Genomic DNA, 18,481 nt, shown 5'->3' with positions numbered 1-18,481 from the left:
CACAACGGAAGCCCACCCCGCGACGTGGCGCGGGGTGGGCTTCCTGCGTTCTGCGCGAACCGTGTTCACGCGCTCCTGCGCGAATCGTTGCCGACGTCGAAGTGCTCGTCGTACCACTTCCTCGCCTCGTCGAGCACACCCCTGCTCAGGCGGGCATGAGGCCGGACGTCGACGAGCAGCGGCTCGTGGTCGGGACCGCGCCCGACCATCCTGCCGGTCAGAAGCCACGCGAACCGTCCGTCCTCCTCGGCGAGCTCCGAGTACTTGCAGACGCGACGGGCGACCCAGTCCTTGACGGGCCGTCGCCACCACGGCTCGGGAGAGAGCGTGGTGGCCGAGAGCCCCGGCAGGGTCACGTTCGCCTCGTGGTCGCGGCTCGGTCCGTCCTCGGCGTCCGCCGCCGGCCCCTTCGAGTACCGCAGGTAGAGCAGCGGATCCGTCGCCAGATCGGCGAGCTGGTCGAGTGAGGTGATCAGCGGGATGTCGTCGGGATCAGGATGGAAACTTCGGACGGACGTGCTCACCTTCTCCTCCTCCTGCCGATACTCCAGGACGAATTCGGAGAGTTCCCCGCTCCCCTGCCGCGAAACCCCGCACCGCGGTCGGGTCAGCGCGGTCGGGTCAGTAGGCACCGTCGCTGGCGAGCACCGCCCGCACCGTCTTCACGACGATGAGCAGATCCTGCACCATCGACCAGTTCGCCACATAGAACAGGTCGAGGCGGATGCGGTCGGCCTCGGACAGATCGGATCGGCCGGAGACCTGCCACAGTCCCGTCATGCCGGGACGCACGAGGATGCGGCGCGGAATGAAGCCCGGGATCGTCTCGCCCTCGCCGACCGCGAGGGGACGCGGCCCCACGAGACTCATGTCGCGAGCGAGGACGTTGAACAATTGCGGCAGTTCGTCGATGCTCGTGCGGCGGATGAACCGCCCCACGGGCGTGATCCGCGGGTCGCGGGCGGACTTGTAGAAGGTCGCGTCCTTCTGACCGGTCTGCGCGCGGACCGTATCGACCATCCGGTCGGCATCGACGACCATGGACCGGAACTTCCACATCCGGAAGACGCTTCCCCCCAGTCCGACACGTTCCTGCCGGTAGAAGACCGGGCCACCGTCCTGGAGTTTGATCAGCGCGGCGACCACGAGCATGACCGGTGCCGCGACAGTGAGGGCGAGCACCGCGCACACGAGGTCGAAGACCGTCTTGGCGAGTCGGTGAGACCCCCGGTACTGCGGCTCCTCGACGTGCACGAACGGCAGCCCACCCACGGGGTGCATCGACAGTCGCGGCAGGGCGATGTCGGTGACGCCGGGAGCCACTACGAGATCGACGCGGTAGGGCTCGAGTTCCCATGCAAGTTCGCCGATGTCGCCGTTGCCCCATTGGGTTCCGGCCGCAATCGCGACGGTGTCGGCTCCGGAGAGTTTGACGGCGTTGATCACGTCGGTCTCCGCACCGAGTACCGGGATCTCCTGGCCGGCGACGGTGATGGTGCGACCGCTCTCCCCGGTGTATCCGGTGGTGCAGACACCGACGACGCGGTATCCGGCCGAGGTGTCGCGGACGAACGATCCGACCATCGCGTCCACCGCATGTTCCGAGCCGACGACGAGCACCGAGGTCCGGAACTCACCCCGGACACGGCGTCGCTCGATCGAACGACGGCACCACCGGCGTCCGAGCGGGAGGACGACCAGACCGACCGGCATGGCCAGCAACAGATAGACCCGGATGGTGTCGAGGTCGGTGGCGAACGAGTCGACGACGAACGAGGCGATCGCGAGCAGGCCGAAGGTCTGCAGGGTTGCTCTCGTGACGAGCCGGTACTCCTCCTCTCCGCTGCCCACGACCGGCTTCTTACGAGTTCCTTTGAGCGCCAGAATCGCAAGCCACAGACCGGCCACCACGATCGCAGACGCGAGTCCGCGAGGCACCGAGGACACCGCGCCGACGGGTCCGCCGATCATCGTCCCGGCCCCCTGCGCCAGGGCGACGATCGCGACGACGATCGTCGTGTCGGTGATCGCCAGCGATCGTAGGTAGGTGCGCTGCCATTGTCTGCGCGGGACACTTCCGTGGCCATCGCTCGTGTCGTGGGCCGGCGCGCGGCGACGCGCCAACTCGGGTCCGATCCCCATGCTTCTCCTGCTTGCCTACTCCACGCGAAGTGGCCCCGACAGCCAGATGAACGATTTGGTGATTATGTCCGTTTCAACGCGAGAACGCGAATTACGTTCCAGTGCAACGGATCACAGTGACGTAGTTGATTCCACCCACGGCCGGAGAAGTTATACGCAACTCGAATTGCTTGTGCGCGTAGTTACTTCAACGAAGGACACATCCAGGGAGCAGCGACGAACGCAACTCGGTCGGCGACAATGAGCCATGACGATCCCCCATCGAACCCCATCAGCAGGCTCCCGACCCGGGAAAAAGGTACAACAGGGACGAACCGCCGACAAGAGGCCGACTACTCGTCGGTAGTATGACGTGAGTCACGCCCGGCCGACCTCCTCCCCGACCCAGTCGCGGATGCGCCGTCGAAAGTTCTCCGAGGACAGCGCGGCGACGGCATCGTTACGTCCCTTCGGCACGCCGTCGATCGCGGCGATGCACTCGGCGACCGCCTCCACCCTGTCCTCGCGGAAGCACAACCCGTCGACCCCTTCGGCAACCGTCTCACCAGCACCTCCGAGCGCATTGACGATCACGCGTGCTCCCGCCGCACGCGCCTCGACGGGCATGATCCCGAAGTCCTCCACCGCAGGAAAGACGTAGACGTGGGCCTGCTGGTAGAGCGCGTAGAGCAGGGCGTCCGACGGCCGCGCGAGCACGTGGACCGGCACCGTCGCCTCGGCGGCGAGTTGCCGCAGCCGGCCCTCCTCCGGCCCGGATCCCGCGATCACCGCCGGTACTCCGGCGAGGTCGGCGGCACGGATCACCCAATCCAGTCGCTTGTACGGTACGAACCTCGACGCCCCCAGCACGAAGGTCTCCGGAAGCCCCTCCAGCAGGGCGGTTTCGGCTGTGGACAGTTCGTCACGCCAGTCGGGCACCGACGAGATACGGGCCGTCTCGACGGGAGGAAAGATCACACGCGCCTCGACATCCCAGGCCCGCTCGATGCGGCGGCGCACGAAATCGCTGTTCGCGGCGAAGTGCGCACCCTCCCGGGCACGACGCCGATCGAGGACCCGCAACGGAGGTGCCGCGCACCGCACCGCGAGCGAGGCACCCCGATCGTCCAGCTCCGGATTCCACAGGTAGCGCGCCGGAGTGTGTACGTAGACGAACTTCTCGAACCCGCTCGGTGCGCGCCGGAAGGTCACATGATGAGCAAAGCAATGCGAGCTGACCAGGGCAAAGTCGTACGATCCGGGCCGGCGACGCCAGACGTACGGCATGGCCGACAGCGCCAGCGCCTTGCTCCGGCGCAGCGGCGTGCGCGCCAGCCCGCTCTCGTGCACCGTCCGCCCCGGATACCGGTCGGCGTCGTCCCACAGGCACAGCACGTCGGCGTCGGGAAAGGTGCGAACGAACTCGTCGAGAACCTTCTCCGAACCTCCGTCGCGCGCGATCCATTCGTGCACCAAGATTCCGGGCACAACCATCCTTCCGAATACCCCGAGCCGATCGGGAAGGTACTTTATGACCCTGCCGGCGCCGAGAGGTAACGGGTCGGCACAATCCTTCGATACGAATACGTCCGAACGACAAGAAGATTCAGGGTCGAAGACGGGGTCGGGAAATCACCCCCTCTTTCACCCCCTCGACAGTGGAGGTCACGGAGTGGATGTGCGACAGGCGTCGTGGTTCGGCGACCCAGCGTGCCCACTCCTCGGCCACGTCCACCTTCCCTCCGATCGCCGCGCGCGCGGCGCGGTGGTGCTGTGCCCGCCTCTCGGCAAGGAACACCTCGACACCTATCGGGGCGTCAAGGCTCTCGCCGAACAACTAGCCGAGCGCGGACTGGCGGCGTTGCGCTTCGACTACGCAGGCACCGGAGACTCCGCCGGCGATCAGGACTCACCCGACGCGGTCGCTGCATGGCAGCGCAGTGTCGTCACCGCGGTGGAGACGGTCCGTGCGAGCGGCGCCGAGCACATCACCGTCGTAGGATTGCGCGCCGGCGCATTGATCGCGGCGACGGCGCTGCCGGAGTGCGGGCCGGTCGACGCCGTCGTGCTGTGGGATCCGATCGTGTCGGGCCGAGCGATGTTGCGCGAACAACGCGCCCTGTACCGGCTCGCCCTCGGCGCCGACGAGCCCGAGGACCCCCGGGTCTCGATCGTCGGCGGTGTCCTTGCCCCCGAGTCCGCCGAAGCACTCGGCACCTCGAAGATCGATCCGCGGGCGCTGACCGGCGCACGGTCCCTGCTCGCGACCCGGCCCACGGCCCGCGAGACCGCCGCGGTGTCGGCGCTCGCCGCCGCACTCGGCGGTGACGAGATCTCCCTCGGCGCCCACGAATCCTTCGTCACTCCCAGCACACTCCACTCCGCGATGCCGACGGAGCCGCTCACTCGGATCGCCGACTGGGTCGCCGCGGGCGCGCCGGCCGCCACCCACGAGGTCCACTTCCCCGGCCGCGACCGCGCGGTCGTTACGACCACCGACTCCGGGCTCCCCATCCACGAGAGCGTCGAGTATCTCGGCCCGAACGAGATGTTCGCGCTGCGCACGCACGGTGTCGGTACCGAGGGGTTCGGCGCACCGCACCCGTCCACCCCGACGGTGTTGTTCTTCGGCACCGCCTACGAGCACCGACTCGGCCCGAGTCGTCTCTGGGTCGAGCTCGCGCGCGAGTTCGCCGCGCACGGCATCTCCACGATCCGATTCGACCGCACCGGAGTCGGCGATACCGGCACGGCACACAGGGCGACTCCCACGCCGCTGTACTCCGACGACTCCGACCGCGACGCCCTCGATGCTGTCGCCGCGCTCGGCGTCGATCCGCAGGACCTCGTGGTGATCGGGTTGTGTTCGGGTGCGTGGTACTCGTCGTGGGTAGCCCTCCGGGGCGCAGCGCACTCCGCCGTGCTCGTGAACGTGATCCTGTGGTGCACCCACCGCCGGAAGTCGCTGCGGGCAGACCTCGGCCCGAACGCGCCCGACGTTCCGGCAATCGCAGCTCCGGCGGAACCACAGACGGCCTCCCTGCGTGCCCGCATCAAGCCGTGGGCGCAGAAGTACCTGCCCTATCCGTTGTGGCTCCTGCTCGGCCGACTCGGCGTGACCCAGGTGCCCGAGGTCGGACTGGAGGCACTGCGTCGCGCGGGTGTGTCGACCACGGTCGTGCTGTCCGCCGAGGACTACCGATGGTTCCTGTCCCAGCGCGGAGAGGAAGGACTTCGCCGGGTACGCCGACGTGGCTTCACCGGGGACATCCTCACCGGCGAGGTCGGTGAGCACAGCGGTCGGCAGCGGGACGGCCGCGAATTCCTCCGCACGGCGATCACCTCGGCCGTGCTCTCCCGGTTCCGGTCCCGCACCGCGGATCCCGCTGCAGGCGAGTACGTCTCATGACTTTCCTGCTGCTGCTCGCCGTTCCCTCCGTGCTCGTGCTGGGAGTGCTGCTCTGGCAGCGCCCCCAACGCGGGTTGCTGGCGATCGCTGCGCTCACCCCCTTCCACGGCCTGCTCGCGATCGTCCCCGGCGGTGAGTCCCTGTCGCCGTGGAAGGAGGGGCTGTTGCTCCTCACCCTCGCCGCGACCTTCGTCAGCCCGTACCGACGCCGGCTGCCGACCCCGTCCTATCCGTGGTGGCCGGCCGTGGTCGCGTGGGTGGCGATCGGGGTTCTGTCGGCGCTGCTGGTCTCGGGACTCGCCGGCATCATCGCCATCAAGATCACCTACTTCTATCTCGTCATCCCGGTGATCCTGTGGCGAGCACCGTTCGACGCCCGCGACCGCGACCACCTGGTGTCGATCCTCATGGGCACCACGGCAATCACCGCCGTCGTCGGACTCGCGCAACAGGTGATCGGCGGCGAGCGACTGGCCGAACTCGGATACCGCTGGGACGAACATCTGCGTATCAGCGGCGGAATCCTGCGCAGTTTCAGCACGTTCACGACCCCCTTCGCCTTCGGTCTGTTCGTGATGATCGGGCTGATCGTGGGGTGTTCGGTTTCCTTCGCCGATCCGCACCGGCTCCGGAACAAGCTGTTCCTGTGTGCGACACCGGTCATGGTGCTCGGCATGGGTGTGACGATCGTGCGCGCCAGCTACATCGGGCTCGCCGTCGCACTGCTGTGGCTGGCGGTCCACCGCTACCGTGCCCTGTTCCTCGGCTTCGGCGCCGCCGCGGCGCTCGCACCGCTCGCCCTCTTCGCCGCGCCGAGTTCGATTCTCGCTCCGCTGTTCTCCTCGTCGAGCCTCGGTGAGCGCGGGGACGGCTGGTCGCAGACCCTGTCGTCGCTGTGGGTGCACCCCTTCGGTCAGGGTCTCGGCGCGACCGGCTCTGCTGCCGCCGACACGGTGGCGCAGAGCAACCCGATGCTGTCGGAACTGTCGTACACGGCGGCCGTGCAGTTCGGGTTCATGCCCTATCAGCCCGACAACTACTACATGAAGCTCGCCGTGGAACTCGGCCCGATCGGCGTGTGGCTGTTCGTCCTCGTACTCGTCTGCGCCGCGGTCTCGACGCTGCGTGCATCCCGGGTGCTGAGCGGGCAGGACGCCGCACTCGCACTCGGGGTGAGCGGCACGATCGTTGCGGCGGCGGTCGCCTCCACCGTGGCGACCTATCTCGAGATCTTCCCTCTCGACGTCTATTTCTGGTTACTGTTAGGAACTGTCGGATGCGCACTGACGCAACACTGGTCACCTCACCGAAGCTCGCTCACCGCATCGGATTCGGCGCCCTCGCACTCCGCCCGTCCGGCAGTGGAGTCCAGACCTACGTCCGCGAACTGCTGACCGCGCTCGACCCGCTGCTCCCTTCGGCTGCGCTGCGCGCGACCGTGCAGTGCGATGCCACGGGTGAACTGCCCCCACGCGTGACCCCGTCGGTGCGGCCGGTCGCCGACGGGGTGCGACGGATGCTGTACGCCAAGATGCCCGTCCGCGGGGTCGACCTGTTCCACAGCCTCGACGTCGACCTGCCCGCCCTGTGTTCCGGCGTCACCGTCTCGACGTTCCACGATCTCGCCGTCTTCGACACCCCGTGGGCGTTCGGCAAGTACCGCGCCGCCGGGGAGCGTGCACTGCTGCGCGATGCCATGCGGCGGGCCGACGTGCTCGTCGCGGTCTCGAACTTCACCGCCGAACGTCTCCACGCGCTGTGCGGCCGCGACGCCGTGGTCACCCCGCTCGCCCCAGCGGCGTGGGCGAAACCTCCCACTCCCGAGGAGGTTCGCGACATCCGCCGGGCCTACCGGCTGCCCGAACGGTTCGTCCTGCAGGTCGGCACCGTCGAACCCCGCAAGGACGTCGCGCTGGTCGCCGACGCGTGCCGCATCCTCGACATCCCGCTGGTGCTGGCCGGAGCCGGATCCACCGGACCGCACGCACCGGCCGGTTCGATCGGTCTCGGTTACGTTCCCACCGCGCATCTCCCCGCGCTGTACGCCGCGGCCACCGCCGTCGCATACGCCTCACGCTACGAGGGTTTCGGGTTACCGCCGCTCGAGGCGATGGCGTGCGGTGGGGCCGTGGTGACGAGCGCCGTCGGCGCACTGCCCGACGTCGTCGACGACGGAGCGCTGCTCGTCACCGAACACACCGTGACGTCGTGGACCGCGGCCCTGCGCGTCGTCGTCCACGACCGCGATACCGCCGATGCGCTGCGCACCCGAGGACGCGAGGTCTCGTCGGGCTCGACATGGACGCGCACCGCCGAGCTCACGCGCGATGCCTATCGCACCGCAGGCCTGAGAATCTGACAGGGCCGTCGCGTGGGTAGACATTCGCTGGCCGACCGGATGGCCGAAACCGTCGTGATGGAGCGGATCGTCGCTGCGCACGACCCCGGTGGCACCCTCCACGAACCGCAGACCCCCGAACTCGACGGGCGGGCCGCGCGACGCAACACCGTCGTGATGCTCGGAAGCCGGCTGGCCGTCGCCTCGATGGGCTGGGCCGGTTCGATGGTCGTCGCCCGGGCACTGGCACCGGACGACTTCGGCAAGTTCTCCTTCGTCTTCGGGTTACTCGGGTTGCTGTCCGTCGTCACCGATCTCGGCGTGGGCCGAGTGGTGCTCGCCAAGCTCGTCGAGTGCAATCCGTGGGAGGTCTCCTACGTCACCACCGCGTTCATCGCGTTGCGCGGTGTGCTCGGTCTGCTCGGGTACGCGCTGGCCGTCGGGTACGTGGTGCTGCTCGGATACTCGTCCGATGTCGTCCGGGCGACGGTGATCGCCGGTCTCGTCGTGGTGATCGCGACCCCGAACAACGCCCTGTCGGTGATGTATCAGAGTCGCCTGCGCATGGCGTCGGTCGCGATCGCCGAGACCTTCGGACAGCTCGCGCAGCTGATCGCGACCATCGCCGCGGTGCTGTGGAATCCCGTGCTGCTCGTGCTCGTCGTGCCGGCCGTGATCAACGAGGTCGTCGGCGCAGGCATCCTCGTGCGCGGCGTACGAGCGGGCAAGGCCGGACCCCTGCCCGCCGCACGTGCCCAGTTGTGGCGGTGGCGCGAGATGCTCGTCGAGGCCATCCCCCTCAGCATCGGTTTCGCCCTGCTCACCCTGCTGTCGAAGATCGACGTGCTGATGCTCGGGCGGATGGACACCTTCGACTCGGTAGGTCTCTACACCGTCGGATACAAGTTCGCCGACCTGCTGTCGATGGTGTCGTCGACCGTCGTGGGTCCGGTGACCACGCTGCTGGTCGCGACCTGGCCGGCACAGAGCAACCAGTTCCGGCAGCGCACCCGAGAAGCGGCGATGCTCCTCGCGGTGCTGGGTGCAACCGCCACCGCGGCCTTCTGGTCGTCGGCGGACGGTGTGCTGTCCCTTCTCTACGGCGAACGGTTCGCCGAGGCGGCCGGCGCCTCGCGCATGCTGGTGCTCGGCAGCGCTCTGTCGATGCTCACCGAACTCGGTCTCATGGTGCTCATCGCGACCGGACGCCACCGGGTCTACCCGTGGGTGGCGCTGGCCGCGCTCGCCGGAAACATCGGTGCGAACCTCGTCCTCATCCCCCGCATGTCGTTCGACGGGGCGGCGCTGGCGACGGTGCTCACCGAGGCCGCGATGCTCGTCGCGATCTGGATCGTGGTGATCCGGAGCGTCCGGATCAGGGGTCTGTTCCCCTTCACCCAGACCATGGCGATCGCGATGCTGGGTGTTGCGGTGGCCGTGTGGATGTCGCTCTTCGCGGAACGCTACGATCTTCCCTGGCCCGTCACCGCTGCTCTCTCGGCTGTCTGTGTTCTGGCCGGAACCCATGTCCTACCCATCACCGGCGGGCTCGGCCTCGCCGGTCTCGTCAAGTCCCGTTGAGGTTGCAGTGTCCCTTTCGCGGTCGATGCCGCGTCGCGTGTCGCGGTCCATGCCGCTCCGCGCCGTTCTCACCCTTGTCGGTGTGTTCGCTCTGTCGTGTACCCAGAGCACCGAGGCACGCGACTGCCGAACAGATCTGACCGCCGACAGTCTCGGGGTCGCGACGGGAGCCGGTCTCGACTCCCTCGACGCCGACGAGCTCGACGAGTACATGTCGACGGTCGCCGACAGCGGCGCCGGCTGGGTCCGGTTCGACATGGACTGGTCGATCATCGAACCCGCGCGCGGCCGCTTCGACTGGAGGGGCACCGACCGGGTCGTCGCCGCGGCCGACGCGCACGACCTGCAGGTGCTGGGCCTGCTCACCCACACTCCGCAGTGGGCGCGGACGTCGGAGACCGACCCCGGCGATCCACACGGGATGCCCTCCGACCCCGGCGAATTCGGTCGTTTCGCAGGAGACGTCGCCAATCGCTACTCGGACAGTGTCACGCACTGGGAGATCTGGAACGAGCCGAATCTGACGGCCTTCTTCACCCCGCGACCCGACGTCGGCGCGTACGCCGACCTGCTCGTGGCGGCGTCGGACGCGATCCGTAACGTCGACCCCGGGGCGGTGGTGATCACCGGCGGCCTGTCCCCCGGCACCGACAACGGATCGGACATCGCCCCGACGACCTTTCTCGCCGAGTTGTACGACCAGGGCGTGTCGTCGGCCTTCGACGTCGTGGGCATGCATCCCTACAGTTATCCCGCTCTGCCGTCCGACGCGTCGACGTCCGAGTGGAACTCCTTCTACCGCATGCGCGAGATGCGCACCGTCATGGTCGAGCGGGGGGATTCCGACAAGCCCATCTGGGCAACGGAGTTCGGGGCGCCGACTGGCACGGACACCGACGCGGTCGGGCCCACGGAACAGGCCGACATCCTGCGCGACGGGATCACCGAGCAGCGCGCGTTGGGATTCGTCGACAAGCTGTTCGTCTACAGCCTCCTCGACCGGGGCACCGAGGTGGCCGATCGCGAACAGAACTTCGGGGTCCTCGCGCACGACGGGGCACCCAAACCGGCCTGGGACGTGCTGCGCACGGCCGCGGTCACTCCGGGTTGCCTCTGATCAGCAGCGGCTCGAGGTGAGGGCGTCGCGCGCCGCCAGGCGCAGGGGACGGACGAGGTCGGCTCCGAGATCTGCGGCGCGGAGGGTCCACCGATGGTGCGGTCGCGAGGTGGGGACGGCGACGATCCGCCCGACGCGGTATTCACCGTTCGCCCACTGCTCCTTGAATTCCGTTGTGCCGAGGAGGTAGTCGAAGCGGTCGATGCCCAGTTCGTCGTGCCGGTCGGCGAGGTGGCGCTGCAGCAATTGTCCGGGCTGGTAGCGGCGCACCTCGGGATGGAAGCGGCTCAACCACATCTCGGCCGTGGTTCCGGTACGGAACATGATCTCGTGGGCCATCCACCGGTCGCCGATGAGCAGGCCCACGACGAGCAAACGGCCGGCGCGGGCTTCGGCGTCGAGCAGCGGCCGAGTGAACGCGGCGAACGGCGGCGCACAGAAGTTGTCGCGTCCGCGGTGTTCGTCGGCGGCCGCGGCAACCGCAGTGATGTCGTGCCATCTCTGCGCGAGATGGTCCGGATCGCACACCACTTCGACGGAGGCCGGTGTGCCCTCCCGTTCCAGCGAGCGTTCGAGCCGGGACAGCGTCTTCAGTGTGCGTCGTCCACGCAATGATCCGGCGCCGTCACCGGTGGCGACATCGACGGTCAGGCACCGTTCGGTTCCGGCGATGTCGACGCTCCAGCGAGGCGAGGCCTGCAGCATCTCCACCAGAGGGTCGGTGAGATCGACGTGGTCGAGTTGCAGTGCCATGTTCCGGTCGGCGATGCCGCCGAGCAGGCCGGCGAGCGCGGCGTCGTCGGTCGCGAGGAAGGTTCCTATCGTGGCGAGACCGTGGGCCGGGAGTCGTAGCGCGGTGACCCCGAGCCGGGTGCGGGTATGCAGGGGCGCGAGTCCGACGAGACGCCCGCCGCGCCGGACGGTGCACACGGCCGATCGGCCGCGTCCCATCCGATTCCAGGCCAGTGCGTAGGAGGGGCGGGTCGCGACGCGTCGCCCCGTCTCCTGTGCGAGGTCGTCCCATTCCGCGGAGAGCCGAACGGCTGACGCCTCGTCGTGGATCTCGAAACTCATGGTGCGCATGCACCGGAACCTTCGGTCCACAAATCCCGCATCTTCCGGCCTCCTGCTCGTTAGAGTGAATTCGCGGCGTCGGTCTCCCGCTCGCTCCACCGAAAAAATCGCAGGTCGGCGGCGCGGCGTTACGACCGATGCCGGAATTGTCCGGATTCTACTCCAGGAGAGTCGATGGGTCGTCTCGCACGCGCCGCACTGACCACCGCCCTCTCGTGTTCCCTCGCAGCACTCGCGGCGTGCGCCCCACCGACCCAACCGCCTCCACCGACGACCTGCACGACCGACGACATCGGAATCGCCGCCGGCGCACCGCTGATGTACCTGCCGGACTCCGAACTCGACCGCGAACTCGACGCGATCCGCGCGGTCGGCGCCCGGTGGCTGCGGGTGGACATCGACTGGTCGGTGATCGAACCGAACCGCGGGCAACAGAACTGGTCGGTGCCCGATCGCGTGGTGGATCGCGCTCGGGTACGCGGACTGGAGGTGGTCGGCGTCATCGCGTACACCCCGGCTTGGGCACGCGTCGCAGGTGGCGGCGACACGCACGGATATCCCGCCGACCCGGCGGCCTTCGCCGGCTTCGCCCGGCAGGCGGCACAGCGTTATTCGACCCGGGTGACCCACTGGGAGATCTGGAACGAACCGAATCTGACGAACTTCTTCCGTCCCCGTCCCGATGTCGGCAGGTACGTCGAGTTGCTCGCCGCGGCCGCTCCGGCCGTCAAGTCCGTGCAGCCGAATGCCCGGATCCTCAACGGCGGACTCGCACCGGCGGTGGACAACGGATCCGACATCTCCCCCGTCACCTTCGTGCAGCAGCTCTACGCGCGCGGAGCGCACCAGTACTTCGACATCCTCTCGGTGCACCCCTACAGCTATCCGGCGCTGCCGTCCGATGCGAGCACGCAGAGCTGGAACACCTTCTACCGCATGCGTCTGATGCGCGACACCATGGTGCAGTACGGCGACGCCGCGACACCGGTGTGGGCCACCGAGTTCGGCGCTCCCACCGGAACCGCCGCGAACGCGGTGAGCACGCAACGACAGGCCGACATCATCGCCGACGGCATCGCGGAGGCCCGCCGACTCGGCTGGGTGCAGAAGGTGTTCGTCTACTCGATGCGCGACCGCGGGACGAACCGCGCCGACGTCGAGCAGAACTTCGGGCTGCTCTACCAGAACTTCTCGACCAAACCCTCACGCGCCGTGGTCGCTTCGGCCGCTTCGGGTTGTGCGGCCGCGAACGACACACTCGAATCCACGAACACGCCGGCCGACCCGGTGTGGTGAATGGATGTAGTGACGGTCAGGCGCCGAGCGCGTCGGTGACGCCGTCGAGGATCCGATCGAGGATCGGCCCCGACGTCGCGAAGTTGATGCGCAGGAAGTTGCGTGCCCCCGACCCGAATCGCACCCCACCGTCGGCGAGGACGCGTCCCCGATCGCGGACGGCCGACACCGGATCGTCGATGCCGAGCGGCCCGGTGTTCAACCAGGTCAGGTAGGTGCCCTGTGGCAGGTGATGCCGCAGGGCCGGGATCCGTTCGCGCAGAACCTCGTCCACCCGTCGGCGGTTCCGGTCGAGGACCTGCAGCAGGTCGCGCTGCCACGCGTCGCCCTCGCGCCACGCGGCGAGCGTCGCGACGACTCCCGGAACCGAGACCGTCCCGTACAGGTCGAACGGTTCCGCGTCCCGGCGCTTCAGCAGGGTCTCGGAACCGTAGTGCACCACCGCGCACCGCATCCCTGCGAGGTTGAACGCTTTGCTGGCCGAGGTCAGTGTCACCGTGCGGGCAGCGGCCTCCGGCCCGAGCGAGGCGAACGGGATGTGCCGGTGCGGTTCGTAGATCAGCTCGGCATGGATCTCGTCGCTGACGACGAGCATGTCGAACCGTTCGGCGAGATCGGCGATCCGTTCGAGTTCCTCTCGCGTGAGCACCCGACCGGTGGGATTGTGCGGGTTGACGAGCACCAGCACCCGCGGACGACGCCGCGCCACCAACGACTCGAACGCATCGAAGTCGAGCACCCACCCGTCGCCTCGATCGACGAACGGAAAGTCGATCTGTTGCAGACCCATCCGTCGCAGCGACGCGAGGAACGGCGGGTAGTTCGGCGTCTGGATCGCCACCGCATCGCCGCGCGTGGTGCTCAGGTGCAGCACGAGCTGCAACGCCTGGATGAGATCCGTCTGCTCGCGGACGGCATCGGGATCGGGTTCCCAGCCGTAGCGCGTGCGCATGCGTTGCGCGAACTCCTCACGCAGCGGCGTGCCGTGGAACCAGTCGGGATAGCCGAGATCGTTGCGGTCGACCAACTCGTGCAGCGCACGCGCGATCGGAGGTGCGACCGGGAAATCCATGTCGGCGACCCATGCGGGGGCCAGCCCGTCGGCTGCCGCTCGTGCCCATTTGGCACCGGACCGCGCCGACAGGACGTCGAAGTCGAGGTCGTCGAACCCGGGCACCCCAGGACCGCCGACCGAGAGGCGCTCGTCGCTGGTCATGTGGATGAGAATCGCACGGTTCGCGGCGCTCCGCGCGCCGAAGTCAGGCGGCCGGTCGCTGGCCCGTGACGAAGAAGATCAACCGATCCGCGACGTCGACGGCCTGGTCGCCGAACCGCCCGTAGAAACGCGCGAGCAGGGCGGTGTCGACCGCGGTCCGGATGTCGCCGTCCCATTCGGGGCTCTCGAGCAGGGAGAGCAGTCGCGAGTGCACCACATCGAGTTCGGTCTCGATGGCGTGCGTGCCCTTGATCGTCTCGAGGTCGAAGTCCGTGAACGCGTCGCGCAGGATCGCGACGATCTGCGCCGCGAGATCGGCCATCCGGCGAAGATCGTCGCGCAGGAGATCGGACACCAGCGACTCGGGATGGCGACGCCGTACAACGCGCGCGATGTGCAAGCTCAGTTCGCCCATCCTGGTGAGATCGCTCGTGATACGAACCGCGGAGAACACCAACCGCAGGTCGGCGGCCACGGGCCCCTGCAGGGCGAGGATCCGCACCGCCCGCTCGGAACAGTCGGTGTCGAGTTCGGCGATCCGTGCGTCGAGATCGAGGGCGGCCTGGGCTGCGTCGAGATCGGTGTCGAACAGGGCGCGAGTGGCCAGGTCGAGCCCTTCGGCGGCAACCGCGGCAAGCTCACCGAGACGTCCGACCAGGTCGTCGAGCTGTCCTCGGAACAACTCCCTCATGTCTCGCTCCCTCCGTCGCCCGGTTCACGGCACGTGTACCCGGCTGATCCTCGTTGCAGTCCTCGGAAGGAGCCTAACGACGCGCGTCGACGACGCTCTCTACGGCGACGTCCTCGGAGGACGATACAGAGCTCGCGCTGTCGTCCATGCGGGCGAGATGAGCCTTGATCCATTCGGTGCTTCCCGGCGTCGCGGTGCTGTGCTGCGGGGTGCCGGCAATGCAGATAGACAAATTGTTTCCCTCATCGTGACGCCGATGTGCTCGGCTGCGCAGGCCACACCCATCCCCTGGAGTGACCGCCATCACTATAGCTTGTCGGCGCAAAGCTTCAACTCGGGCAAGAACCCGATCAGTAGCGCGACGTCTCCCGAGGTTCGCCGTAACCGTTCTGCTCGGGGTAACCGTGCCCGTCCCGGTAGCCCGGGCGGTCGGCGTATCCGTAGTCGCATCCCTCGTCGTAGCGGTACTGCTGATGGGACCGATCCTCGGGCGGGACGAACAGCGACTCGGGCTGTGAAGACACCGGTTGCGGGGCCCGATGACGGTCGTCGGGCACCGGGCGCGGTGCCGGCGCCGCGGGTACGGGTGCCGGCTGGGGTGCGGCAGCCGGGCTCGCGGGCGCCGGGGGTTCGGGAGTCGCCTCCACGGCCGTCTCGCGACGGCGGGCCGGAAGCACGGGCACCAACTCGCGTCCGGCGCCGAGCACGACGAGACGCGTGGGCACCTCGATCTCGGCCAGGGCACGCAGCGTGTCCTCCGCCTGCACTCGCTCCTCGGCCCCGGCCTGCAGCACGATCACGGCGAGCGCGAGTCCCTCGGTGTTCGCCCTGGTCCACCACTGCTCCCCGATGCCGCAGCACACGATCCGGTCGCGGGCATCGCCGAACGCATCGATCTCCACGGCCACACCCTCCCCGCTCAGGAGGAGGATGTGGTCGCCGAGCGAGGCGCGCTGCTGCAGCATGACGATCGTGTCGAGCGGAAGCGTCTCCCGGTCGTCGCGCTCGACCTGCACGGCCGCCCGGTGGCGACGCGCGACCCGCCGGGCCCACGCCGGACTGTTCGACGCGCCGAAGCGTCCGTTCAGCGCGACCAGCAACTCCGCGACGAGAACGAACACGGCGAGGAAGGCGACCGCGGCCTCGGCACGCGGCATCGGGGACACCTTCGTCCCGGTGCCGGCGGGCATCGACAGCACCTGGAGGTATTCGAGGCTCGCACCCGAGCGTGCCTGCCGGAGCTGCTCGAGCCGCGCATCGAGTTCGGCCTGCACCACCGGATCGGCTGCGCCTTCCGCGTCGGCCGCCATACTCGCGGCGAGGTCGGTACGCAGACCGGCGACGACGGCGTCCAGTTCGGCGATACGCGCCTCGAGGGCGACGCGATTGCGTTCGGTCTGCGCACGGTCGAGCTGCGTGACGACCGTCTGCGCGAGCCGGTCGGCGTCGGCCTGCGAGTCGTCGCGAGCGGTCACGGTGAGCAGGGTGGGCGACGAGCCGTAGCCGACGTCGATCCTCGACGGCAGCTTCGCGGCGTTCTCGTTCGTCTCGGCCGCGATCGCGGCCACGACCGCCGAGTCCTGCGACAGCGCGACGTAGGGGGCGATGAGCTGCCCGAGGGTGGCGTCGTTGCCGGACACCGAGGACGACGAGCGGATCTCCGCGACGAGCGACGACTCGTACACCCCGGGACCGCTGTCGCGGACGAAGAAGACCGCGACCGCGGCGAGCGCGGCGACGAGCGCGGCGGGCACGGCCACGCGAGCGAGATCGCGGGCATGTCCCACGAGATCGACGGTGGGAGGAACACCGAGCTCACGACGCAGTTCGGCGTCGCGGATGCTTCGTTCGGACACGATGCACAGGCCTTTCGCTGTCGCCCCGGGGAGTGGGCACGTCGCCAGTGTGTCGCGACGAATCGGGCAAATGTTACCGATCCGTACGTCCGTCAGCTGCCGAGCAGCCAGCGTGGACGGGACCACATCTGCCAGGTCTCGGCGACGCGCGCTCCGGCCGCGAGATAGAGCGGGGTGATACGCGGCCTGGTGAGTCCGCACATCGCGACCGGGCCTCGCTGCGCATGGGTGTGGGCGGCGCCGGCCCGGATCAGCCGGTTCGCGTATCCGCGACGTTGCCGGCCGGTGCGGGTTCCGAGCGACCACACCGTCCGGATCGGCCCACTGTCGACGAGCAGGGTGCAGGACTGCAGAGCTGCAGCCCGACCGCCTGCATCCTCGCCGTCCGAATCCCGGTCGCCGACATCTTCGTCGTCGAAGATCCCGATCACCTCGACATCGGGAGTGCGGGCGACGACGTCGGCGTAGGCGACCGCGGCGGTCCCGGGGGCGATTCCGAAGGTTGCGGCGGCGAGTTCGCGAGCGTGCAGCATGTCGTCCTCGCCGAGAATCCGGAAGCCCGGATCCACGGGAGCATCGTGGGCGACGAGGTAGGTCAGGTCCAGCGAACCCGCACACACCCAGCCGTGGTCGGCGAGAACCTGAGCGGCGCCGAGGCCGTCGCCGGCGAGCAGGACGATCGACGGGTGACCGGCCTCCGTCAACGTCTCGTAGACGTGGTGGGCGTGGGCGGTCACGTCGCCGCCGTGGACGAGGGCGAGGTTGTAGTCGGGGTCGGGGGCCGCGGTGATGCCGATCCACCAGCCGTCACCCTCGGACCAGTGACCTCCCGACGTCAGTGGCCGCATGCTCGTGCCGTAGGCACGTCGCAGTTGCGGCGACGATGCGAGACCCGTCGCGATCGAGGCGGTGTCCACCCCTTCTCCTTCCCTGCCGCAGGAAATTGCCCGGACCAGATCCACCCGGACCACATCTACAGGGTCGGTACAGAAACGGCATCGGCGGCACCCGCTGGGGGTGCCGCCGATGCCGTCACGTGCGGATCGGGTCCTGGACGCCGATCAGAGGTAGGCGCCGATCAGGTCGCGCAGGAACTTGATCACGAACTGGAGCGGGTCGACCGGCTCCGGCTGCGACTGGGGGGCCGGCGGAACATTGTCGGCCTGGGGCGCGGTCTCGCCCTGCGGTGCGGGCGCGGACTGTGCCTGCGGAGCCGCCTCGCCCTGCGGTGCGGACCCGCCGCCGCCGACCGTCACGGAGATGCCACCTGTGAAGGGGCGACCGGACGCGTCGAAGATGTTCTCGTACTGCGCACCCGAGGCGTCCTGGCAGCCCCAGAAGACGTTGTAGGTGCCGTCGGTGATCGACTCCGGGCCGGCCTGCGAGGGCGCGCCGTCCTTGATGTACAGCGCGCTCGAGGTGCTGGTGTTGGTCACCGAGAAGCTCGTGCCGGCGGGCTGCGCGTCGATGCGGCCCGACGGATCGGCCGTGTCGACGGTGCCCGGCTTCAGGACGTAGGTGACGCAGGTGACGCCGCGGTCGACGTCGGCACGCGTCAGATCGAAGTCGACGACGATGGCGCCGTTCTCCGCCTTCGCCGAGACGCTCGGACCCGCAGCAGACGAGACGCCCGGAACGACCAGGGCCAGCAGTGCGGCACCCGAGGCCGCGACGGCAGCCTTCTTCGCAACAGAATTCATCGATTTTCCTCCCCGTATTTCGATGTCGGCGACCGCTTTCGTGAACGGCACGCCGTCGACCGTGCCCGACGCGCGTAGAACG

Annotated in this window: 16 protein-coding genes; 6 read left to right on the top strand and 10 right to left on the bottom strand. The window is 68.6% G+C overall.

Annotated elements, in window-relative coordinates; genetic code table 11:
• Positions 1-65: 65 nt before the first annotated feature.
• The 3 genes from ACNJ7K_RS25610 to ACNJ7K_RS25600 all read right to left on the bottom strand — a co-directional run bounded on the left by ACNJ7K_RS25610 (position 66) and on the right by ACNJ7K_RS25600 (position 3,615).
• Positions 66-524 carry a DUF6098 family protein gene (locus ACNJ7K_RS25610; protein WP_487042441.1) on the bottom strand — a complete coding sequence of 153 codons (459 nt, stop codon included), beginning with the start codon at positions 522-524 and terminating at the stop codon, positions 66-68.
• Positions 525-621: 97 nt separating this feature from the next.
• Positions 622-2,142 (bottom strand): sugar transferase, encoded by a 1,521-nt coding sequence (locus ACNJ7K_RS25605; protein ID WP_487042440.1) that lies wholly within the window; start codon positions 2,140-2,142, stop codon positions 622-624.
• Positions 2,143-2,499: 357 nt separating this feature from the next.
• On the bottom strand, positions 2,500-3,615 hold the full coding sequence (locus ACNJ7K_RS25600; RefSeq protein WP_487042439.1) for a glycosyltransferase: 1,116 nt from the start codon (positions 3,613-3,615) through the stop codon (positions 2,500-2,502).
• Between the two features lie 184 nt (positions 3,616-3,799).
• On the opposite strand from ACNJ7K_RS25600, the gene ACNJ7K_RS25595 reads away from it, so the two are divergent.
• The 5 genes from ACNJ7K_RS25595 to ACNJ7K_RS25575 all read left to right on the top strand — a co-directional run bounded on the left by ACNJ7K_RS25595 (position 3,800) and on the right by ACNJ7K_RS25575 (position 10,566).
• On the top strand, positions 3,800-5,530 hold the full coding sequence (locus ACNJ7K_RS25595; RefSeq protein ID WP_487042438.1) for an alpha/beta fold hydrolase: 1,731 nt from the start codon (positions 3,800-3,802) through the stop codon (positions 5,528-5,530).
• Positions 5,527-6,924: an O-antigen ligase family protein gene (locus ACNJ7K_RS25590; RefSeq protein WP_487042437.1), complete on the top strand. Its 1,398-nt coding sequence runs from the start codon at positions 5,527-5,529 to the stop codon at positions 6,922-6,924. Before ACNJ7K_RS25595 ends, ACNJ7K_RS25590 begins: the two co-directional genes overlap by 4 nt.
• Positions 6,807-7,889: a glycosyltransferase family 4 protein gene (locus ACNJ7K_RS25585; protein WP_487042436.1), complete on the top strand. Its 1,083-nt coding sequence runs from the start codon at positions 6,807-6,809 to the stop codon at positions 7,887-7,889. Before ACNJ7K_RS25590 ends, ACNJ7K_RS25585 begins: the two co-directional genes overlap by 118 nt.
• 12 nt (positions 7,890-7,901) lie before the next feature.
• Positions 7,902-9,449 (top strand): flippase, encoded by a 1,548-nt coding sequence (locus tag ACNJ7K_RS25580; protein WP_487042435.1) that lies wholly within the window; start codon positions 7,902-7,904, stop codon positions 9,447-9,449.
• Positions 9,450-9,531: 82 nt separating this feature from the next.
• The gene (locus tag ACNJ7K_RS25575) at positions 9,532-10,566 is read left to right on the top strand and encodes a cellulase family glycosylhydrolase (protein WP_487042434.1); all 1,035 of its coding nucleotides are present in this window, start codon (positions 9,532-9,534) and stop codon (positions 10,564-10,566) included.
• Here the strand turns inward: ACNJ7K_RS25575 and ACNJ7K_RS25570 are convergent, their stop codons facing one another.
• Positions 10,567-11,649, bottom strand: coding sequence for a GNAT family N-acetyltransferase (locus ACNJ7K_RS25570; protein ID WP_487042433.1), 1,083 nt, complete (start codon positions 11,647-11,649; stop codon positions 10,567-10,569).
• Between the two features lie 165 nt (positions 11,650-11,814).
• Here ACNJ7K_RS25570 and ACNJ7K_RS25565 point away from each other — a divergent pair, with 165 nt between their 5' ends.
• Positions 11,815-12,936 (top strand): GH39 family glycosyl hydrolase, encoded by a 1,122-nt coding sequence (locus ACNJ7K_RS25565; protein ID WP_487042432.1) that lies wholly within the window; start codon positions 11,815-11,817, stop codon positions 12,934-12,936.
• Positions 12,937-12,952: 16 nt separating this feature from the next.
• On the opposite strand, the gene ACNJ7K_RS25560 is transcribed toward ACNJ7K_RS25565, so the two are convergent.
• The 6 genes from ACNJ7K_RS25560 to ACNJ7K_RS25535 form a co-directional block, all read right to left on the bottom strand.
• Positions 12,953-14,152, bottom strand: coding sequence for a MalY/PatB family protein (locus ACNJ7K_RS25560; protein WP_487042431.1), 1,200 nt, complete (start codon positions 14,150-14,152; stop codon positions 12,953-12,955).
• Positions 14,153-14,195: 43 nt separating this feature from the next.
• Positions 14,196-14,843 (bottom strand): phosphate signaling complex PhoU family protein, encoded by a 648-nt coding sequence (locus ACNJ7K_RS25555; RefSeq protein ID WP_455408553.1) that lies wholly within the window; start codon positions 14,841-14,843, stop codon positions 14,196-14,198.
• A 73-nt stretch (positions 14,844-14,916) separates the two neighbouring features.
• Positions 14,917-15,075 carry a hypothetical protein gene (locus tag ACNJ7K_RS25550; RefSeq protein ID WP_159417534.1) on the bottom strand — a complete coding sequence of 53 codons (159 nt, stop codon included), beginning with the start codon at positions 15,073-15,075 and terminating at the stop codon, positions 14,917-14,919.
• Positions 15,076-15,193: 118 nt separating this feature from the next.
• Positions 15,194-16,699 (bottom strand): hypothetical protein, encoded by a 1,506-nt coding sequence (locus tag ACNJ7K_RS25545; RefSeq protein ID WP_487042430.1) that lies wholly within the window; start codon positions 16,697-16,699, stop codon positions 15,194-15,196.
• A 92-nt stretch (positions 16,700-16,791) separates the two neighbouring features.
• The gene (locus tag ACNJ7K_RS25540; RefSeq protein WP_487042429.1) at positions 16,792-17,616 is read right to left on the bottom strand and encodes an N-acetyltransferase; all 825 of its coding nucleotides are present in this window, start codon (positions 17,614-17,616) and stop codon (positions 16,792-16,794) included.
• Positions 17,617-17,760: 144 nt separating this feature from the next.
• Positions 17,761-18,399 carry a hypothetical protein gene (locus ACNJ7K_RS25535; protein ID WP_487042428.1) on the bottom strand — a complete coding sequence of 213 codons (639 nt, stop codon included), beginning with the start codon at positions 18,397-18,399 and terminating at the stop codon, positions 17,761-17,763.
• Between the last annotated feature and the right edge of the window lie 82 nt (positions 18,400-18,481).

This window comes from Rhodococcus shunpengi (genome assembly GCF_048381395.1).
Taxonomy (GTDB): Bacteria; Actinomycetota; Actinomycetes; order Mycobacteriales; family Mycobacteriaceae; genus Rhodococcus.
Note: the sequence above shows the minus strand (reverse complement) of the source record. Positions and strands in the feature narration are given on the sequence as shown.

Excerpts from the sequence above, each read along its gene's own strand:
- ACNJ7K_RS25605 (WP_487042440.1), bottom strand. The coding sequence starts at position 2,142 with ATGGGGATCGGACCCGAGTTGGCGCGTCGCCGCGCGCCGGCCCACGAC.
- ACNJ7K_RS25600 (WP_487042439.1), bottom strand. The coding sequence starts at position 3,615 with ATGGTTGTGCCCGGAATCTTGGTGCACGAATGGATCGCGCGCGACGGA.
- ACNJ7K_RS25590 (WP_487042437.1), top strand. The coding sequence starts at position 5,527 with ATGACTTTCCTGCTGCTGCTCGCCGTTCCCTCCGTGCTCGTGCTGGGA.
- ACNJ7K_RS25585 (WP_487042436.1), top strand. The coding sequence starts at position 6,807 with ATGCGCACTGACGCAACACTGGTCACCTCACCGAAGCTCGCTCACCGC.
- ACNJ7K_RS25570 (WP_487042433.1), bottom strand. The coding sequence starts at position 11,649 with ATGCGCACCATGAGTTTCGAGATCCACGACGAGGCGTCAGCCGTTCGG.
- ACNJ7K_RS25565 (WP_487042432.1), top strand. The coding sequence starts at position 11,815 with ATGGGTCGTCTCGCACGCGCCGCACTGACCACCGCCCTCTCGTGTTCC.
- ACNJ7K_RS25560 (WP_487042431.1), bottom strand. The coding sequence starts at position 14,152 with ATGACCAGCGACGAGCGCCTCTCGGTCGGCGGTCCTGGGGTGCCCGGG.
- ACNJ7K_RS25555 (WP_455408553.1), bottom strand. The coding sequence starts at position 14,843 with ATGAGGGAGTTGTTCCGAGGACAGCTCGACGACCTGGTCGGACGTCTC.
- ACNJ7K_RS25535 (WP_487042428.1), bottom strand. The coding sequence starts at position 18,399 with ATGAATTCTGTTGCGAAGAAGGCTGCCGTCGCGGCCTCGGGTGCCGCA.